The 16,539-nt window shown below is 66.2% G+C and carries 14 protein-coding genes; 9 read left to right on the top strand and 5 right to left on the bottom strand.

Going from position 1 to position 16,539, the window contains the following annotated elements:
- The first annotated feature begins 49 nt into the window (after positions 1 to 49).
- The 9 genes from HMPREF0298_RS00105 to HMPREF0298_RS00145 all read left to right on the top strand — a co-directional run bounded on the left by HMPREF0298_RS00105 (position 50) and on the right by HMPREF0298_RS00145 (position 12,061).
- Positions 50 to 991, top strand: a complete 942-nt coding sequence (locus HMPREF0298_RS00105) for an NUDIX hydrolase (protein ID WP_040422070.1) — start codon at positions 50 to 52, stop codon at positions 989 to 991.
- The gene (locus HMPREF0298_RS00110) at positions 988 to 3,528 is read left to right on the top strand and encodes a hypothetical protein (protein ID WP_006839024.1); all 2,541 of its coding nucleotides are present in this window, start codon (positions 988 to 990) and stop codon (positions 3,526 to 3,528) included. The genes HMPREF0298_RS00105 and HMPREF0298_RS00110 overlap by 4 nt, the downstream gene beginning before the upstream one ends.
- Before the next feature lie 30 nt (positions 3,529 to 3,558).
- Entirely contained in the window at positions 3,559 to 6,990 is a 3,432-nt protein-coding gene (locus tag HMPREF0298_RS00115) for a murein biosynthesis integral membrane protein MurJ (RefSeq protein ID WP_006839025.1), read from the top strand.
- 123 nt (positions 6,991 to 7,113) lie between these two features.
- Positions 7,114 to 7,677: a sigma-70 family RNA polymerase sigma factor gene (locus HMPREF0298_RS00120; protein WP_006839026.1), complete on the top strand. Its 564-nt coding sequence runs from the start codon at positions 7,114 to 7,116 to the stop codon at positions 7,675 to 7,677.
- Between the two features lie 171 nt (positions 7,678 to 7,848).
- Complete coding sequence (locus HMPREF0298_RS00125; RefSeq protein WP_006839027.1) at positions 7,849 to 8,979, top strand: hypothetical protein; 1,131 nt, start codon at positions 7,849 to 7,851, stop codon at positions 8,977 to 8,979.
- The gene (locus HMPREF0298_RS00130) at positions 8,973 to 9,230 is read left to right on the top strand and encodes a hypothetical protein (RefSeq protein ID WP_006839028.1); all 258 of its coding nucleotides are present in this window, start codon (positions 8,973 to 8,975) and stop codon (positions 9,228 to 9,230) included. The genes HMPREF0298_RS00125 and HMPREF0298_RS00130 overlap by 7 nt, the downstream gene beginning before the upstream one ends.
- A gap of 225 nt (positions 9,231 to 9,455) precedes the next feature.
- Positions 9,456 to 10,478, top strand: a complete 1,023-nt coding sequence (trxB, locus tag HMPREF0298_RS00135) for a thioredoxin-disulfide reductase (protein ID WP_006839029.1) — start codon at positions 9,456 to 9,458, stop codon at positions 10,476 to 10,478.
- A gap of 5 nt (positions 10,479 to 10,483) precedes the next feature.
- Positions 10,484 to 10,807, top strand: coding sequence for a thioredoxin (trxA, locus tag HMPREF0298_RS00140; RefSeq protein ID WP_006839030.1), 324 nt, complete (start codon positions 10,484 to 10,486; stop codon positions 10,805 to 10,807).
- A 69-nt stretch (positions 10,808 to 10,876) separates the two neighbouring features.
- Positions 10,877 to 12,061, top strand: coding sequence for an N-acetylmuramoyl-L-alanine amidase (locus HMPREF0298_RS00145; RefSeq protein WP_040422072.1), 1,185 nt, complete (start codon positions 10,877 to 10,879; stop codon positions 12,059 to 12,061).
- Positions 12,062 to 12,068: 7 nt separating this feature from the next.
- Here HMPREF0298_RS00145 and HMPREF0298_RS00150 read toward each other — a convergent pair whose 3' ends face one another.
- The 5 genes from HMPREF0298_RS00150 to yidC all read right to left on the bottom strand — a co-directional run bounded on the left by HMPREF0298_RS00150 (position 12,069) and on the right by yidC (position 16,532).
- Positions 12,069 to 12,695: a hypothetical protein gene (locus tag HMPREF0298_RS00150; RefSeq protein WP_006839032.1), complete on the bottom strand. Its 627-nt coding sequence runs from the start codon at positions 12,693 to 12,695 to the stop codon at positions 12,069 to 12,071.
- A gap of 39 nt (positions 12,696 to 12,734) precedes the next feature.
- Positions 12,735 to 13,814 carry a ParB/RepB/Spo0J family partition protein gene (locus HMPREF0298_RS00155; protein ID WP_040422076.1) on the bottom strand — a complete coding sequence of 360 codons (1,080 nt, stop codon included), beginning with the start codon at positions 13,812 to 13,814 and terminating at the stop codon, positions 12,735 to 12,737.
- A 4-nt stretch (positions 13,815 to 13,818) separates the two neighbouring features.
- Positions 13,819 to 14,826 carry a ParA family protein gene (locus tag HMPREF0298_RS00160; RefSeq protein WP_006839034.1) on the bottom strand — a complete coding sequence of 336 codons (1,008 nt, stop codon included), beginning with the start codon at positions 14,824 to 14,826 and terminating at the stop codon, positions 13,819 to 13,821.
- A 7-nt stretch (positions 14,827 to 14,833) separates the two neighbouring features.
- The gene (gene rsmG, locus HMPREF0298_RS00165) at positions 14,834 to 15,472 is read right to left on the bottom strand and encodes a 16S rRNA (guanine(527)-N(7))-methyltransferase RsmG (protein WP_040422078.1); all 639 of its coding nucleotides are present in this window, start codon (positions 15,470 to 15,472) and stop codon (positions 14,834 to 14,836) included.
- Positions 15,473 to 15,554: 82 nt separating this feature from the next.
- The gene (gene yidC, locus HMPREF0298_RS00170; protein ID WP_006839036.1) at positions 15,555 to 16,532 is read right to left on the bottom strand and encodes a membrane protein insertase YidC; all 978 of its coding nucleotides are present in this window, start codon (positions 16,530 to 16,532) and stop codon (positions 15,555 to 15,557) included.
- Positions 16,533 to 16,539: the final 7 nt, after the last annotated feature.

Genomic DNA, 16,539 nt, shown 5'->3' on the forward strand with positions numbered 1-16,539 from the left:
CGCACCTATAAATACCGAAAACCCAGTGCAGGCGGATACGATAAAGCGGATGACTGATAATTCCCGCGCCACGCCGGGCCAAGGCCCGAATGAGGCCGGCTCCGGTGGTGGCGGTGACCGCAGCCCACGCCCGCGCAAACGGCGCCGGCGTGGCTCTCGCCCTGCCTCGAGTGCCACGGGTTTAGCGGGCGCGCCGGGTGGCGACAACGCGGGGGACCACGCTTCGGGCGGATCGGGCAACGACACGTCCCAGTCCGCTCGTTCCGGGCGGCGCAGGCGCGGGCGGGGCAAGAGATCCCAGCAGGGCCAGCAGCCTCAGCAGCCTCAAAAATCCCAGAAGTCCCAGAAGTCGCAGTCCGGCGGCGACAACTCGTCGAGAAAGCGCCCCTCCGGCAGGAGCCGCGGCGCGGGGCGCGGGCGCAACCAGCGGCAAAACACCACCCAGTACAGGCAAAACCAGCGCTACCCGCAGCACTCCGACTCGACCATTGAAACCCGCGACGAGACGTCGGCGGGCGGCCTCGTTGTGTCCGGGATGGCCGAGGCCGTCGGGCCGGGCGGCCAAGTCGACCTTTCCGAGATCTACGTCGCGCTGATCGGCCGGCTCGACCGCCGCGGCAGGCTCCTGTGGTCCATGCCGAAAGGGCACGTGGAAAACGGCGAGCACCAGTGGGCCACCGCAGAGCGCGAGGTGTGGGAGGAAACCGGCATCAAGGGCGAGGCCTTCGAGGAACTCGGCGTGATTGACTACTGGTTTGTTTCCGAGGGCGTGCGCATCCACAAGACCGTGCACCACAACCTGCTGCGTTTCGTTGACGGCATCCTCAACGACGAAGATCCCGAGGTCACCGAGGTCACCTGGGTGCCCATGAGCGAGCTGATTGAGCACCTCGCCTACGCCGACGAGCGCAAGCTGGCCCGAATCGCCTACGACCGGATGCCGGACCTGGCCAGAAAGGAAGCCGACGCCGGAAGGGCAACCCCGCGATGAGGCGCCTACCCGCCATCGCGCTCGCGGCCTGTGTCGTTATCGGCGTCTGCGCGCCCCAGGCGCCCTTCGCCATCGGGCAACCAGCGCAACCAGCGCAACCAGGGCAACAGCCCACGATGCCCATCCCGCTGCACCCAACCAACCCGGCGGTATCCGAAGCCTGGGTTAACCCCGCCGTGCGACCCGGGGAGGGCGAGAAAGCGCAGATCACGCTTGTCGACGCCCCACGCGCGCTCAACCCGAACGAGCCAGTCACCGTGACCTTGCTGGTCACCAACACCTCCGGCGAGCGCCTCGACGGGCTCACCGTGACACCCCGGCGCGGCCCGGCGACGGGATCAGTGGTAGATCAACGAATCGCCACCGTGGCCAGCCCGCTCGATTACGAGGTTGTCGGCCCGCAGGTGGGCGTCGATACGCAGCTGCAGCCGGGGGAGAGCACCGAGCTGGAGCTCGCGTTTAGCCAGGCCGTGCTGCCACTGCCGGGCGTGTCCACCTACCCGCTGATGTTCGTGCTCAGCGCCGCCAGCGGCGAGCTGCTCGACACCGAGCGCTTCCACCTGTCCATCCGCGGCACCCCCGACGGTGTCCAGCCCGCGGGCATGAGCGCGCTCTTTCCCATCTCCGCCCCCGTCGACATCGTCCCCGGCGAAACGGGAACCGCACCCGGGGAACCGCCGCTAATCCTCGCCAGCGAGCAGCTCGCCGACCAGCTCGCGCCGGGCGGGCGCTTGAGCTCGCTTCTCGACGTCTACACCAACGCCACCGCCAACCCCTCTGTCGCCGGTGCCACCTGTCTCGCCGTCGACCCCGCCGTCATCCACACCGTCGCCCGCATGGCGGAGGGCTACACCGTCGCCGGTGAGCGCCCGGACCTCGTCGAGCCGCCGCAGCGCCTGCGCGATTCCTGGGGTGGCTCCGACAAAGAGACCGAGGGTGAGCCGGGGCGGGGCGCGGGCGACGCGCAGGCCTGGCTGGAACGAATGAGGGAACTCGCTGCCGCGCGGTGCATCATCGCGTTGCCGTGGGCCAACTCCGACCTCAACGCCGTTGCCCGCACCGGTGACGTTTGGCTGATGCGCGAGGCCGTGGAGCGCGGGCCCGCCACAATCACCGAGGCTCTGGGCACCGCGGGGGTGACAAACGCCGTGGTCACGCCTGCCGGTTACCTGGTGCCCGGCGTGCCCGCCGCGCTGGGATGGGCTGACCACTCCCGTTCCACCATCGCCACCGAGGGGATGCAGGGCGCCTGGGAGCGCGCCCAGAGCGGGGATGCGATCCAGGGTTCCGGGCCGGTGGGTGCGGACGCGCTGCCCTCGCTGGACCGCGGCGACGTTCCCGCCATCGCCGCCGCAGCCGCGCCCGAACCGGTGCGCACCGTGCGCGTGCTTGTCAGCGACAACACCGTGGAGCGGGCGGACGCCACCAACCGTTTCGCGTGGGTGTCGCCAGGGGTCATGGCCGTGACCTTCCAGGACTCGCTGGCCACCGTGCTCGCCTCCGTGGACGAACACCCCGCGATCACCGGATACTCCGCACCCGGCCTGCGCTTCAACTACACGCAGGACTCCGCCAAGGCGCGCTCCGTTAACGCCGCCGGCGCGGTCCATCTTGCCGCCCAGTCCGCGTGGACATCTCCGGAGCAGCCGGAGGCCCAACCCGTCCTTGTCAACCCCCCGGCCACCTGGGATGCGGCCGCTGCGACCGACATCATGGGCGCCGTCGCCGACGTTTTTGACACCCAAGCTGCGCGGCCGCTCTCGTTCGAGGACTACCTCGCCGTCCCCGACGGCGAAGACGTCCCTGCCGCGGGTTCTGTAGGCACCCCTTATGTCGATCCCACCGTGTTCAGCAACACCGAGATCCTCACCGCCAGCCAACAGGGTCGCTTCATCGACGAGCTCTCCAGCCTGCTGGTTGCCGACCCGGCAATCGCGCTGTCGCGCTACGGGTTCACCCTCCCGCTGCGGCGCGACCTTCTCACCGCCCTTACCATGAGCGGCCGCCGCTCCTACACGTTCTACCCGGTTGCCGAGGAAGCCACCCGCCAGCGCCTCGCGGGCAGCCGCGACACGCTCAACGCACTGCGCTCCGCGATCGCCCTGATCCCCCCGGGCAACGTCTACACCCGGACCTCGCCATCGTCGCCGCTGGTCATCGTCGCGCGCAACGGCCTGCCACTGCCGGTGGACACCACGATCCGCTACCACGGCGCAGACGGCGCGCGCCTCAACGTGCCCACTACCTTGCGCATCCCCGCATACGGGTCGCTGACCGTGTCCATGACGGCGGATCTGCCAGCAAACAACGGCGAAACCGACCTGCGCCTCTTCCTCGCCTCACCCCAGGGTGCGCAGATTTCCGAGCCCGTCGACATCACGGTGCGCACCTCCGGGGTCGCTCTGCGCGGCGGGGTGATCCTCGCCGCACTGGCCGGGGCGCTCGCCCTGATGCTGCTGATCACGGTGGGCAGACGGCGCGCAGCGAGACGCAAGCACCCACCACCACATCGACCACCACACAACCACAGGCCCTAAAGCCCCACGTCGAACAGGAGAACACCCCCAGTGACCCAGCAGGACCCGACCCAGCACCAGTCTGGACTGCGCCGGCGCATTGTCACCCCGGCGCCGCCGGCGCCCGTGCCAGCGCCTCGGTCGGCCTCGCCCGCGCCGAGCACAGACACCCTGGATCAGGACCGCTCCGCGCTCACGATCAGCCCTTCCGGTGAAGCGCTCGACGTCCCGCGCGCGCCGAAGGTGGCGGAATCATCCACCGAGGGCGAGCAGGCGCAGTCCTCCTCGACCGACGTCGTGCGCTCCACCGGGTCGATGGCGATCGCCACACTGCTGTCACGCATCACAGGCTTCATCCGCACCGTCCTCATCGGCGCGGCGCTCGGTGCGCCGGTGGCGTCCGCGTTCAACACGGCCAACACGCTGCCCAACCTGATTACCGAAATCGTCTTGGGATCAGTGCTCACTGCGCTGGTTGTTCCTGTGCTGGTGCGCGCGGAAAAGGAAGACCCGGACAAGGGAGCGCGGTTTATTCGCCAGCTCTTCACCCTGGCGCTGAGCTTGCTCACCGTTGTCACCATTGCCGCGGTCGCAGCCGCACCGTGGCTGACGCGCACCATGCTCGAAGGCGACGGCAAGGTCAACGTCGTCCAGGCCACCTCGTTTGCCTACCTGCTTCTGCCGCAGATCTTCTTCTACGGCATGTTCGCGCTGTTCATGGCCATCTTGAACACCAAGGAGCACTTCCGCCCCGGCGCGTGGGCCCCGGTGGCCAACAACATTGTCTCCATCGTGGTGCTGGCACTCTACATGGCTGTGCCTGGGGCGTTGGACCCGGCCACGCCGGCGTCGATAAGCAATCCGCACGTGATGCTGCTCGGCCTCGGCACGACCCTGGGCGTGATCGTGCAATGCGCGATCATGCTGCCCGCGATACGCAAACTCGGCATCGACCTGCGGCCGCTGTGGGGCATCGACGACCGGCTGAAGTCCTTCGGCGGGATGGCCGCGGCGATCATCGCATATGTCGCCGTCAGCCAGCTCGGCTACGTTGTCACCACCCGCATCGCCTCCGCCGCCGACAGCGCAGCGCCCTTTATCTACCAGCAGCACTGGATGTTGCTGCAGGTGCCCTACGGCGTGATCGGGGTGACCCTGCTGACCGCGATCATGCCCAGGCTGTCACGCAACGCCGCCGACGGCGACGACCACGCAGTGGTGCGGGACTTGACCCTGGCCACGAAGCTCACCTTTATTGCGCTGATCCCCATCATCGTGTTCATGACCGCGCTTGGCCCCGATATCGGCCAGGGCCTGTTCGCCTACCGCGACTTCGACGTCGAACACGCCCGGATCCTCGGCCTGGCGATCAGCTTCTCCGCCTTCACGCTCATCCCGTACGCCCTGGTCATGCTGCACCTGCGCGTGTTCTACGCGCGCGAGGAGGCGTGGACGCCGACGTTTATCATCGCCGGCATCACGGTGACCAAGGTTGTGCTCTCGCTCGTCGCCCCACTGATCGCGGTGAGCACCTCGTCGGTGGTTATCCTGCTCGCCGCGGCCAACGGCTTCGGCTTCATCGCCGGCGCCGTCATCGGCGCGTTCTTGCTGCGCCGCAAGTTGGGCACGCTCGAGATGGCCTCGGTGATCCGCACCAGCTCGTGGGCGCTCGGCTCGGCCCTGGCCGGCATCGCCGTAGTGCTCGGCCTGAAGCTGCTGCTCAAAAACGGCCTCGGCATAAACGTGCCCGTCCTTCTCGGCTCCGGGTTCGGCAGCAGCGGGCTGGAATCGGTAGGCTACCTCATTGAAATCGCGTTGCAAGGTGTGCTCTTCCTCATCATCACCGGCCTAGTGCTTTCGCGCTCCGGGCTTCCCGAGGTGCAAAACCTCGGCCGCGCGCTGACCCGCGTGCCGGGCCTGGGCCGCTTCATCCGCCCCGACGAGGACAAGGCCCTCGAGGTCGGCGAAGTCGACCCGCGCGACGTCTCCACCCAGTTCCTGGCCTCCGACTCCTTCAACGCCTCCCCGGTCCCGCCGCCGATGTCCGCCGGCGTGGTTCGCGGGCCTCGGCTAGTGCCCGGCGCCGCCGTGTCCGACGGACGCTTCCGACTGCTGCGCGACCACGGTTCGAGCCAGTCCGCGCGTTTTTGGCAGGCCCGCGAACTAGCGACCGGGCGGATGGTTGCGCTGACCTTCGTGGATACCTCCGGAACCGCCCCGATGGCGCCGCCGACCCCGCGCGAGGCCGCCATCAACGCCGCCGGCGTGGCGCGCCGCACGCGTAAACTGGCGAAGCTCAACCACCCCGCGGTGGCGGACAACATCCAGATCCTGTCCTACCGCTCGGGCGCGCTCGTGGTGGCGGATTGGATCACCGGCTCCAGCGTCAAGGCGGTCGTCGAAGCGGGCCAGACCCTGCACACCCAGGCCGTCGCCCACGCCCTCGCCCCTCTTTCGAGTGCGCTTGGCGCCGCCCACGAGGCCGGTGTGCCGCTTGGTCTGGACAACCGCAACCGCCTCCGCGTCTCCTCCGATGGCGTGGTGCGCCTGGCGTTTCCCGCCGTGCTCCCGGACGCCTCGCCCGAGGAAGATGCGGACTCGTTCGCCTCTGCGCTGACGCTGCTGTCGAGCAACGTCAACTCCACCGGCCTGGAAGAGGTCACCGCCGCCGCCCGCTCGCTTGCCGACGCCCCCGCCACCGCCCCGGACGACTTTCGCGCCATCGCCCACACGCTTACGAAGCTGAGTCACTCCCCGGACGGCCAGGACGCGGACGGCACCGTTGAGGCCGATGAGGCCGTTAACGCCGGTGCGGATCCGGAGCCGTTTGTGGAACCTGCGCCGGAGCCCGAGGTGGAGCCGGCGGCCCTGCGCGGCGGGTTCGGCCGCCGCGACTACCGCCCGATGACGCTGCTGGTGATCTTGTTCTCGGCGATCACCGTGGTCGTGCTCATCGCCGCGCTGACGGCGTACGTGGTGCGCACGATCGGCAGTGAGGCCACCAACACCCCCATTGCCCAGCAGCCGACGACGGCGCAGTCCGAAACGAGCGAGCTCGACGGCCCCGACGTGGTCATCCGTGACCTCGACGCGGAGCTCACCGGCACCGGCACCGCGGCGGAGGCGCAGCTGGCGTTCGACGGCGATACCGCCACGGTGTGGACGGGCTCGCGCGGTGCCGGCGTTGTGGCCACCGCCCAGCCGGATCTGACCTTCGTGCTCACCCAGGTCATCGTCGCGGCCCCCACCGCGGGCGCCGACTACGAGCTCTACGGAATCCCCGCCGACGCTCCCGATGCAGAACCGGCCGAGCGCATTCAGCTCACCAGCGGGCGCTTCCAGACGGGTCGAAACACCATCGACATCGACGCCGACCAGCGGTTGCGCGCAGTGGTTATGCTCTTCCCGGACTCGGGCGCGGCCTCCGCCCCGGAGGAAATCGAGCTGGGCGAGATCTCTCTGGTGGGCAAGACCTACTTCTAACCCTTCTAGCCCCGGTGGGCAGTGTCACTGAAATGTACCTCGGCGCGCTGTGCGCGGCGCGCGCTTCGACCACACTAGGTAGGGCAGGTATTACGGGGGATTTCATTGGGGGGTTAGACGGTCATGGAGCTTTCAGATCAGCAGCTGGTCGAGGCCTACAAGGCGGGAGATCCGCAGGCGTTTGCCGCCATCGTGCGCAGGCATAAGCCACGGCTCGCGTACATTGCGCGTCGATACGCGCGCAACGAGCAGGACACGCAGGACATCTTGCAGGAGGCGTTGTTTAAGGCGTCGCGGAAAATGCACACGTATCGCTCTGAAGCGACACTGTCGACGTGGCTGCACAGGCTGGTGATGAACTCCGGCTATGACTACATGGCCGCGGGCCAGAAACGGATTCGCGACATCAGCATCGACGACTCCGACCGCATCTCGGTAGACGCCAACCCGATGCTCTCGCACGATCCAACGCCGGCGGTCGACCGCGCCATCGTCATGCGCCAGGCCATCGAGGCCCTGCCCGCGGCCCAGCGCACCGCCCTGTTGCTTATCGACGTCGCCGGCCTCACCGTCGAAAACGCCGCCCGCGAGATGGGCGTGAAGCCAGGGACGGTGAAATCGCGGCGCTCCCGGGCCCGCGACGCCGTGCTCAAGGCCGTCGATGAACGCGGCACCGCGGCCGTGTGAGGGTACCGCGGCACACTACTCACAACTTGAGCGGTGACGCGAAGCTTTCTCGTCGCCGCCCTTACACTGATTCGCACGTGTGTGTCACTAAAGTGTGCAAAGAATCTTGCTGTGACCGTTGCTGGGGAATGTGTGTGCGATTATTATGGGGGGTGGTGAAAGGGGGCGCACATGGATGCGACACACGCCGCGGGGGAGGAAGGATTCTTCCGCACACAACGACCAGGCGACGAGGTGGCGCGGCTGGGCCAACGCAAACGCGATGTCGAGTTCGCGTTGTTTTCCGCATGGGCTGACGCGTCGTTTACGGTCGAGGACTTCGAGGTCGAAATCACCCGGGTGCAGGAGGCGCTGGGGGAAAGTAAAACAATGGTGGAAAAGGCCGTGTTCGCCTACCGGCGCCTCGCCGACCTGCCGGGGCTTCGCCGCATCCAACAGGCCACGCGCCTGCTGGATATCAAACGCCTCTGCAGCATCGACACGGTCATCGCCGAGCTCGGCGACGAGCCGCCGGCAGGCAGCTACGCGAGTATCGACGCCTACCTGGTGGCCATGTTCACCGCGACGAAACCCAACCAGCCACTGGTTTGCCCGAAAGCGATTGCGCACCGGCTGCGCCGCTTTATTGCCCAGATCGATCACACAGTAGGCTACGACGCGGCCACACGCGCCCGCCGCACCCGCCCCGACGACGCGGTTGTCATCTACGACTACGAACTCGGCGCACGCAGTGGCACAACCATCGAGTGCGACAACGCCACCTATGCGCTGATGCGGCAGTACCGCAGCCAGGTCGCGGCGGACAACAACATCACCGAAGCCGAAGCAGCACGACTGATCCTCACCGGGGAACTAACCTCACACCCCAGTGTCACCATTTTCGGCTTCGCCGCCCTGACCCCGGACGGGGACATCGACCCGGCAGCGTCGGTGTTTTTCCCCGGCAGCGGCTGGACCGACACCTACGGCAGTGCGGTGGCGCACAAGCACGCCTCGCGCATTGTCGATCTCGGCGACGTTGCCTCCCACGAGGTGGCAGGATACGTGCCGACAGCGGGGATGAGGGCGTTTGCGGTTGCGCGTGACGGCACGTGCGTGTGGCCGGGATGCCAGCGTGGCGCGCAGCACTGCCAGTTGGATCACCGTGTCCCCTACACCGAGGGGGTGCAACAACCCCGGCGAATCTCTTCTCACTGTGTCAGCGGCATCATAACGTCAAGACAGATCGGCGTGCCTACTACATTGCCGACCCCGCCACCGGTGATGTGGTGTGGCTGTTTCCCGACGGCACCTACATGTTGAGCGAGCCTGACGGTTTCGTCGCCGCGCAGTTAAATGCGGCTAACCCGCGGTGGAACGACAGTGTCGACCAACGCCGCCGCCGCCGCGATCACGTGGCCGCTTTTATGGCCAAGAGCCACACACTGCTCGACGACTTCGACACCACCGGCAACTACACCGCCTGCATCCACGCCCTGAAACAGTTGGAGAAACACTACGGCATGACCTTTCCCTTCCGCCCCCACAACAACCCGGAAGCTAACTCCGGTTGATCGCTCGCTGACGCACCCACCGTCCACTGTGGTCGGCGTTCTCGCGTGGGCGTGGTCCCTTTAACCGACAAGCATGGAGTCGTGATCGAACGGCGGCTCTGCGCTGCCCATCAACGGCTCGTTGTAGAAGGCGTGGTTGCGCTACTGACCAAACTCGCACTAGTCGGGGCGGGAAGTAGACTGGCACGCGAGATATCCGCAAATGCTGAAAAGAGATCTACCGCTATGACCAACCCAGGCTTCAACTTCGTCGTGCCCTCCGCCGGCGACACACCCGCCGAGAACACCTCCGCGCAGGACGCACCGACGCAGGCGGTGCCGGGCGATGTGCGCGACCTGATCATTGTCGGCTCCGGGCCGGCGGGTTATACCGCCGCGCTCTACGCTGCGCGCGCCGAGCTCGCACCGCTTGTTTTCGAGGGATACGAGTTCGGCGGCGAACTGATGAACACCACAGAGGTGGAGAATTACCCCGGGTTCCAAAACGGCATCATGGGCCCGGAGCTGATGATGGAGATGCGCTCGCAGGCCGAGCGCTTCGGTGCCGAGCTCACCCCCGAGCTCGTTGACCGCGTTGAGCTTGACGGCGACGTGAAGAAGGTTTTCGTTGGTGAGACGGAGTACCGCGCCCGCGCCGTGATTCTGGCCACTGGCGCCGCGCCGCGCCACCTCGGGGTGCCGGGGGAGACCGAGCTGACCGGCCACGGCGTGTCCACCTGCGCCACCTGCGACGGGTTCTTCTTCAAAGATCAGCACATCGCCGTCGTCGGCGGCGGCGATTCCGCGATGGAGGAGGCGAACTTCCTCACCCGCTTCGGATCGAAGGTTTCCCTGATCCACCGCTCCGAGAACTTCCGCGCCTCGCAGATCATGCTCGAACGCGCCCGCGCCAACGAGAAGATCAAGTTTGTCACCCACACCATCGTCGAGGAGGTGCTCGAAAACGCCGGAAAGGTCGCCGGGCTGAAGGTGAAGAACGTGCAGACCGGCGAAAGCTACGTGCTCGACGCCACCGCGATGTTCGTCGCCATCGGCCACGATCCGCGTTCCGGGTTCCTCGACGGCCAAGTGGCCACGGACGAGGCCGGCTACGTCGAGGTGCGCCAGCCGTCGACACTGACATCGCTGCCGGGCGTGTTTGCCTGCGGCGATCTGGTGGACAACTACTACCGACAGGCGATCACGGCCGCAGGCTCAGGCTGCCGCGCGGCCATCGACGCTGAACACTACCTCGCCGGTCTAGAATAAGGGGCATGAATACGCCCATTGACGTCACCCAGTCCACCTTTAAGTCCGAGGTAGTGGACTCCGACATCCCGGTAGTTGTCGACTTCTGGGCCGAGTGGTGCGGCCCCTGCAAGAAGCTCAGCCCGATCCTCGAGCAGATCGCCGAGGAAATGGATGGCCAGGTCAAGGTGGCCAAGGTTGACGTGGACACCGAGCGCACGCTCGGCGCGATGTTCCAGGTGATGTCCATTCCGACGGTGATGATCTTCAAAGACGGCGCAGCAGTGGACACCATGATTGGTGCGCAGCCGAAAAACGAGATCGTCTCGCGGATACATCAACACATCTGAGGCACCCGGTAAGTAATATAAGATTTTTGTTGTCCCATACTCGATGAGCTCCCTAAAGGAAGGCGCGAAGTGACTGACGTTTACCGTGTTGGCGATTCGAGCGCGCGCGTCGCTGAGGTGCGGTCGACTCTCGCACGGCTCGGCATGCTTGACGGATACGACGGCAAAGTCGGGGAGTGGAACTCGCGTCAGTTTTCCCACGAAGAGATGCTTTTCGACGCCCATCTCGCGGAGTCTCTCAAAGCCTTCCAGCAGTCTCGCGGCATCGTGCCCACCGGTGACATCGACACCGTCACTCTGCGCGAACTGCGCGAGGCCTCCTACACGCTTGGGGCGCGCGTGCTGTCGTTCCAGCCGAACCAGATCATGGTCGGCGACGACGTTCGCCGGCTCCAGGAGCAGCTCCAGGAGCTCGGCTTCTACTCCCACCGGGTAGACGGCCACTTCAACAGGCAGACCCATAAGGCGCTGGTGAACTACCAGATCAACTCCGGCTTGGAGGGCGACGGCGTGTGCGGCTCGGCCACCCTGCACGCGCTGAGCCTTCTGGGCCGGCGCATTACGGGCGGATCCGCCCACGCGATCCGCGAACGTGAACGCGTGCGCCAGGCCGGCCCCCGCCTGTCCGGCAAGCGGGTCGTGATTGACCCGAGCGTGCACTACTCGGCGAACGGCACTACTGTGCGCGGCCCCTACGGTGATATCAGCGAGGAGGAAATCCTCTGGGATCTCGCCCAACGGGTGGAGGGACGCATGGTCGCCGCGGGGATGGAGACCATCTTCTCTCGCCCACGCGGGGACAACCCCTCCGCGAAGGAGCGTGCCGAGCTCGCCAACAGTTTCAACGCTGACTTGATCATCTCGTTGCAGCTAGATCGCTACCACAACGATCTGGCCAACGGGGTGGCCACCTTCTACTTCGGCTCAGAATCCGGCGCGTCCTCACTCACCGGCGAGACGCTCTCCGGGTTCATCCAGCGCGAGATCGCGGCGCGTACCGATCTACGCAACTGTTACAACCACGGCCGCACGTGGGACTTGCTGCGCCTGTCGAAGATGCCGGCGGTCGAGGTCGTGGCGGGCTACGTGACCAACCCGCACGACATCAAAATCGTTGCTGACCCCCGAGAGCGCGACAGTATCGCCGAGGCCATCGTTGTCGCCGTGAAGCGTCTCTACCTGCTCGAAGAAGACGACAAGCCGACAGGCACCTACTCGTTTACCGAGCTTTTGCGCCACGAACACGCCATGTGAGGCTTGTTCAACCGCGCACTGGGGCGTCGGCAAGCAGCTCGGCCACTTCCGTGGCGCTGAGCAGCTCGTGGGCGGGCGGCAGATCCACACGCAAGCGGGGTATTACGGGGTGGTCCCGGACCACTTTGAACCCCGCCGACTCGAGCACGGGGACCTCCACGATCCCGATCAGTGCCCGCTGACGGATGATGCCGCGGCACAGCTCCGAGGATGCTGTGGCGCCGGGGCGCAACCCAAAGACCTCTAGCGCCGCGGCCCCACGCTCCGTGGCGGCCATGATGACGGCGTCGAGTAACACCGATTCCCAGCCGCGGCCGCGCGAGGCGGGCTCGATGTGCAGGCTGGTGACCAGCCACGCGTCGCGACTCGGCGGCGCCGTGGGCATGCGCACCACACCGGGGGCGTCGGCAGCGGGGCAAAACAGCACCGTGGCCAGCGCGCCCACGGTCGACGACGCCTCGGCAATGCTAAACCCCACCGTGGACTGGCGCAGGGCTCGCTGCACCAACCAGGCGCCCTTGTCGGCCTCCGACCGGGCGCCCGCGTACGCGCTGTGCAACGGGTCGAGTTCCCAAAACGTCGATGCCGCCGTGTGGCGGTGGATACGCTCGAGGCTATTGTAAGTGAGAGCCACAAGGGTTACTTTGGGTGCAGCCACCGCCACATACCTTTGTTATTGGCCCTGGATGAGCGACAGAATGCGCTCTAGGTCGTCGCGGTCGCCGAACTCCACGACAATCTTGCCCTTGCGCTTGCCCATGGTCACCGAAACCTTGGTATCCCACTCGTCGGCAAGACGCTCGGCTGCGTGCGAGAGGAACTCCGGCTGCGGGGCGGGCTCGCGCTTCGGCTTTTCCGCGGCGGCGCCGTGCTTGTTCAGCAGCGTGACGGCTTCTTCCGTCGCGCGCACGCTCAAACCCTCGGCCACGACCCGGTCGGCGAGCTTTTCCTGCTGCTCGGCACCGACCTTGACCCCCAGCAACGCGCGCGCGTGACCGGCGCTGAGCACGCCGGCGGCCACCCGGCGCTGCACCGCGACGGGGAGGTTCAAGAGGCGAATCGAGTTGGTGATACGCGGGCGCGAGCGCCCCAGCCGATCCGCCAACTGCTCCTGGGTCACCCCGAACTCCTCCAAAAGCTGCTGGTAGGCGGCCGCTTCTTCCAGGGGGTTGAGTTGAACACGGTGGATGTTTTCCAACAGCGCGTCACGGAGCATATCGGCGTCGTTCGTCTCACGCACGATCGCGGGGATGTGCTTCAGACCCGCCTTCGACGACGCCCGCCAACGGCGCTCGCCCATAATCAGCTCGAAACCCTCGTCGCTTTCGCGCACGACGATGGGCTGCAACAGCCCGAACTCCTTGATCGAATGCACCAGCTCCGCGAGCTCGTCTTCGTCGAAAACCTGGCGGGGCTGCTTCGGGTTGGGGAAGATCTCGCCGACCGGGATTTCCTGGTAGCGCGCCCCCATGCCGATGGGTTGCTTCGGCCGTTCGGCCTGCGGCACCACCGTTGGGGCACCGGGAATGCGCGGGGCACCGGGGACGGGCTTCGAAGCGCGCTTCGCTGAGTTTGATGTGGCTGCGCCGTTGGTGCCGTTGGTGCCGTTGGTGCCCTTGGTGCCGCCCAGGATGACGTCGGCGGCGCCGTCGCCAAGCCGGCCGGTCTTGCCCGTCTTATCAGCAGATTCGGTGCTGGAGGGGATCAGCGCCGCGAGACCGCGGCCCAGCCCGCCCTTGCGTTCCTGTGCCATGTGCTTAGTCTCCATCCTGTCCGGTGTCCTGGGCCCTGTCGAACTGCGCTGCCACCTCGGGGCTGACACCGATGGGGCCTGTGGTGGCGTGCGGCTGGAAGTCCCCGCGCGTGGCCAGCTCGCGCGCCGCGTCGAAGTAGGCGAGCGCCCCGCGGGAACCCGGATCATAATCAATCACCGTCTGCCCGTACCCCGGGGCCTCGGAAACCTTCACCGAGCGGGGGATAACGTTGCGCAGCACCACCTCGCCGAACTGGGAGCGCACCTCGCCGGCGACCTCCTCGGACAACCGGGTGCGGGCGTCAAACATCGTGAGCAGGATCGCCGAAATGTGCAGGTTGTTGTTTAGGTGCTCGCGGATCATTCCGATATTGCCCAACAGCTGGCCGACGCCCTCGAGCGCGTAGTACTCGCACTGAATGGGGATGAGTACCTCGTCGACCGCGGTCATCGCGTTGATGGTGAGCAAACCGAGAGAGGGCGGGCAGTCGATGAAGACGTAGTCGAACTTGTGGTCCTGGATGAATCCGCGACGGATCGCGTCGTGCAGCCGGTACTCGCGGCGCACGAGGCTGACCAGCTCGATCTCCGCACCCGCTAGGTCGATGGTGGCGGGGATGCAAAACAGGTTGTCGTTTCCCGGCGAAGGCGCCATCGCATTCTCCGCCCGGGCCTCCCCGATAAGCAGTTCGTAGCTCGAGGTTGTGCCCGCGCGGTGCTCCACGCCCAGCGCAGTGGAGGCGTTGCCTTGGGGGTCGAGGTCAATCACAAGCACTTTCAGGCCCTGGCGCGCGAGCGCCGCCGCGAGGTTGACCGAGGTCGTGGTCTTGCCCACCCCGCCCTTTTGGTTGGCGACCGTGAACACGCGCGGCTGCTCGGGGCGCGGCAGGGTCGAGCTGCCCGACACCACCCGCGCAGCGCGACGCGCCGCCGCCGCGATGGGAGTATCGTCCCACTGCTGGTCGTCGTTGTGATCTTCGATCATGGCCGCGCCTTCCCGGTTGATATCCATGACAACTCTAGCGCGTGCGCGGGATCCTGATCAGCGTTGTGGGCTGCTCCAGGAGGTTGTCGCCGACGGTGAAAATCTCCGCTTCGCCTCCCTTGGCGCGCTTGATCTCGGCGGCGTCGCGCTCGAGCTCCTCGGCCACGGACTCGCCCTTCATCGCGATCATCGCCCCGCCCGGTTTGACCAGGGGAAGTGACCAGCCGGCCAGCTTGCCCAGCGGGGCGACGGCGCGCGAGGTGACGACGTCGAAAAGCGCGCTGCTCTGCTCCTCGGCGCGGCCGCGCACCACGGTGACGTTTTCGAGGCCGAGCTCGTCGACCACCTCCGACAGGTACGTCGAGCGTTTCAGCAGAGGCTCAATGAGCGTGACGCTTAAGTCGGGCCGCGCGATCGCCAGCGGGATGCCGGGCAGTCCCGCGCCGGAACCGATGTCCGCGACCTCCAGGCCTTCATCGAACGCCTCAGAGATCACCGCGCAGTTGAGCAGGTGGCGCGACCACAGGCGCTCAACCTCCTTCGGCCCGATGAAACCGCGGGAGGCGGCAACGGTCGCCAGCGACTCGTGGTAGGCCTGCGCGAGCGAGAGGCGGTCGCTGAAAACGGCGGAGGCGTTGGCCGGCACGGAGGAAGGGGGCAAAGGCTGCGACATGGTACCGACTCTAGTAAACAGCCCCGACATGCTCTAAACCGCCGTCCCAGCGGGTGCGGGCGGCGGTTTAGGCAAAATCGAATCAGCTTTCTTTCTTGCGCTGCTTCTTGGTGCGCTTGTCCACCTTGCGGGCAGCGACTTGGGGGGCGGTAGCGCGCTTTGCTTCGCGCTTTTGCTCCTCCTCCATGGCCTCTTCCTTGTCCATCTTGTCAAACACGATGCGGGTCTGGAAGAACGTCCACACGTTGTTGGCCAGCATGTAGAACAGCAGGCCGACGTGCCAGAGGAAGCCGGAAGCCAGAATCATGATTGGGAACACCCAAAGCATCATCTTGTTCATGATCTGCATCTGCTGCTGCATCATTTCCGCCTGGTCGCCAACCGGTGCGGCGACCTTTCCGGCGGCGCGGCGCTCGTTCTGGCGCTCAATCGACAGGCGGGCGTTGAGGTGGGTGAACACCGCCGAGAGGATCACCAGCGGCATACACACCAGGATGATGTCAACGCGGGTGAAGTCGAGGCCCGTGAACGCTGAAAAGGCATCAGCCGGCATGGACATGTAGGCCGACAGCGGCACGCCGAAGAAGTCGGCGTCGAGGAAGGAGCGGACATCTTCGGGGGAGAAGATGTAGTTCGCGGTGTTGCGGTTTTGCTCGACGCTCATGCCCAGCTGGCCCGGACCGGTTCCGGTGCGGTTGAAGGAGCGCAGGACGTGGAACAGGCCGATGAACACCGGCATCTGCACCAGCGGGACGATGCAGGAGGCGAGCGGGTTGGTACCCATCTCCTTATACAGCTTCTGGGTCTCCTGCGCCATCTTCTGCTGGTCGCCCTTGTACTTGGCGCGGATCTCCTGCATCTTCGGCTGCATTTCCTGCATCCGGCGCATCGAGCGCATCTGGTTGACCATCGGCTTGACCAACAAGACGCGGATGGTGAACGTGAGGAAGACGATGGCCAGGATCCAGGCGATGCCCGAGTCCGGCGCAAAGATGAATCCGAAGATCTTGTGCCAGAACCACAGCACCGCTGAGATTGGCCAGTAGATGAAATTCAGCACTTGAAGA

It is taken from the genome of Corynebacterium lipophiloflavum DSM 44291 (assembly GCF_000159635.1).
In the GTDB taxonomy this organism is placed as follows: Bacteria; Actinomycetota; Actinomycetes; order Mycobacteriales; family Mycobacteriaceae; genus Corynebacterium; species Corynebacterium lipophiloflavum.

Coding starts and splice junctions, on each gene's coding strand:
- HMPREF0298_RS00105 (WP_040422070.1), top strand. CDS start 50: ATGACTGATAATTCCCGCGCCACGCCGGGCCAAGGCCCGAATGAGGCC.
- HMPREF0298_RS00110 (WP_006839024.1), top strand. CDS start 988: ATGAGGCGCCTACCCGCCATCGCGCTCGCGGCCTGTGTCGTTATCGGC.
- HMPREF0298_RS00120 (WP_006839026.1), top strand. CDS start 7,114: ATGGAGCTTTCAGATCAGCAGCTGGTCGAGGCCTACAAGGCGGGAGAT.
- HMPREF0298_RS00125 (WP_006839027.1), top strand. CDS start 7,849: ATGGATGCGACACACGCCGCGGGGGAGGAAGGATTCTTCCGCACACAA.
- HMPREF0298_RS00130 (WP_006839028.1), top strand. CDS start 8,973: ATGTTGAGCGAGCCTGACGGTTTCGTCGCCGCGCAGTTAAATGCGGCT.
- trxB (WP_006839029.1), top strand. CDS start 9,456: ATGACCAACCCAGGCTTCAACTTCGTCGTGCCCTCCGCCGGCGACACA.
- trxA (WP_006839030.1), top strand. CDS start 10,484: ATGAATACGCCCATTGACGTCACCCAGTCCACCTTTAAGTCCGAGGTA.
- HMPREF0298_RS00155 (WP_040422076.1), bottom strand. CDS start 13,814: ATGGCACAGGAACGCAAGGGCGGGCTGGGCCGCGGTCTCGCGGCGCTG.
- HMPREF0298_RS00160 (WP_006839034.1), bottom strand. CDS start 14,826: ATGGATATCAACCGGGAAGGCGCGGCCATGATCGAAGATCACAACGAC.
- rsmG (WP_040422078.1), bottom strand. CDS start 15,472: ATGTCGCAGCCTTTGCCCCCTTCCTCCGTGCCGGCCAACGCCTCCGCC.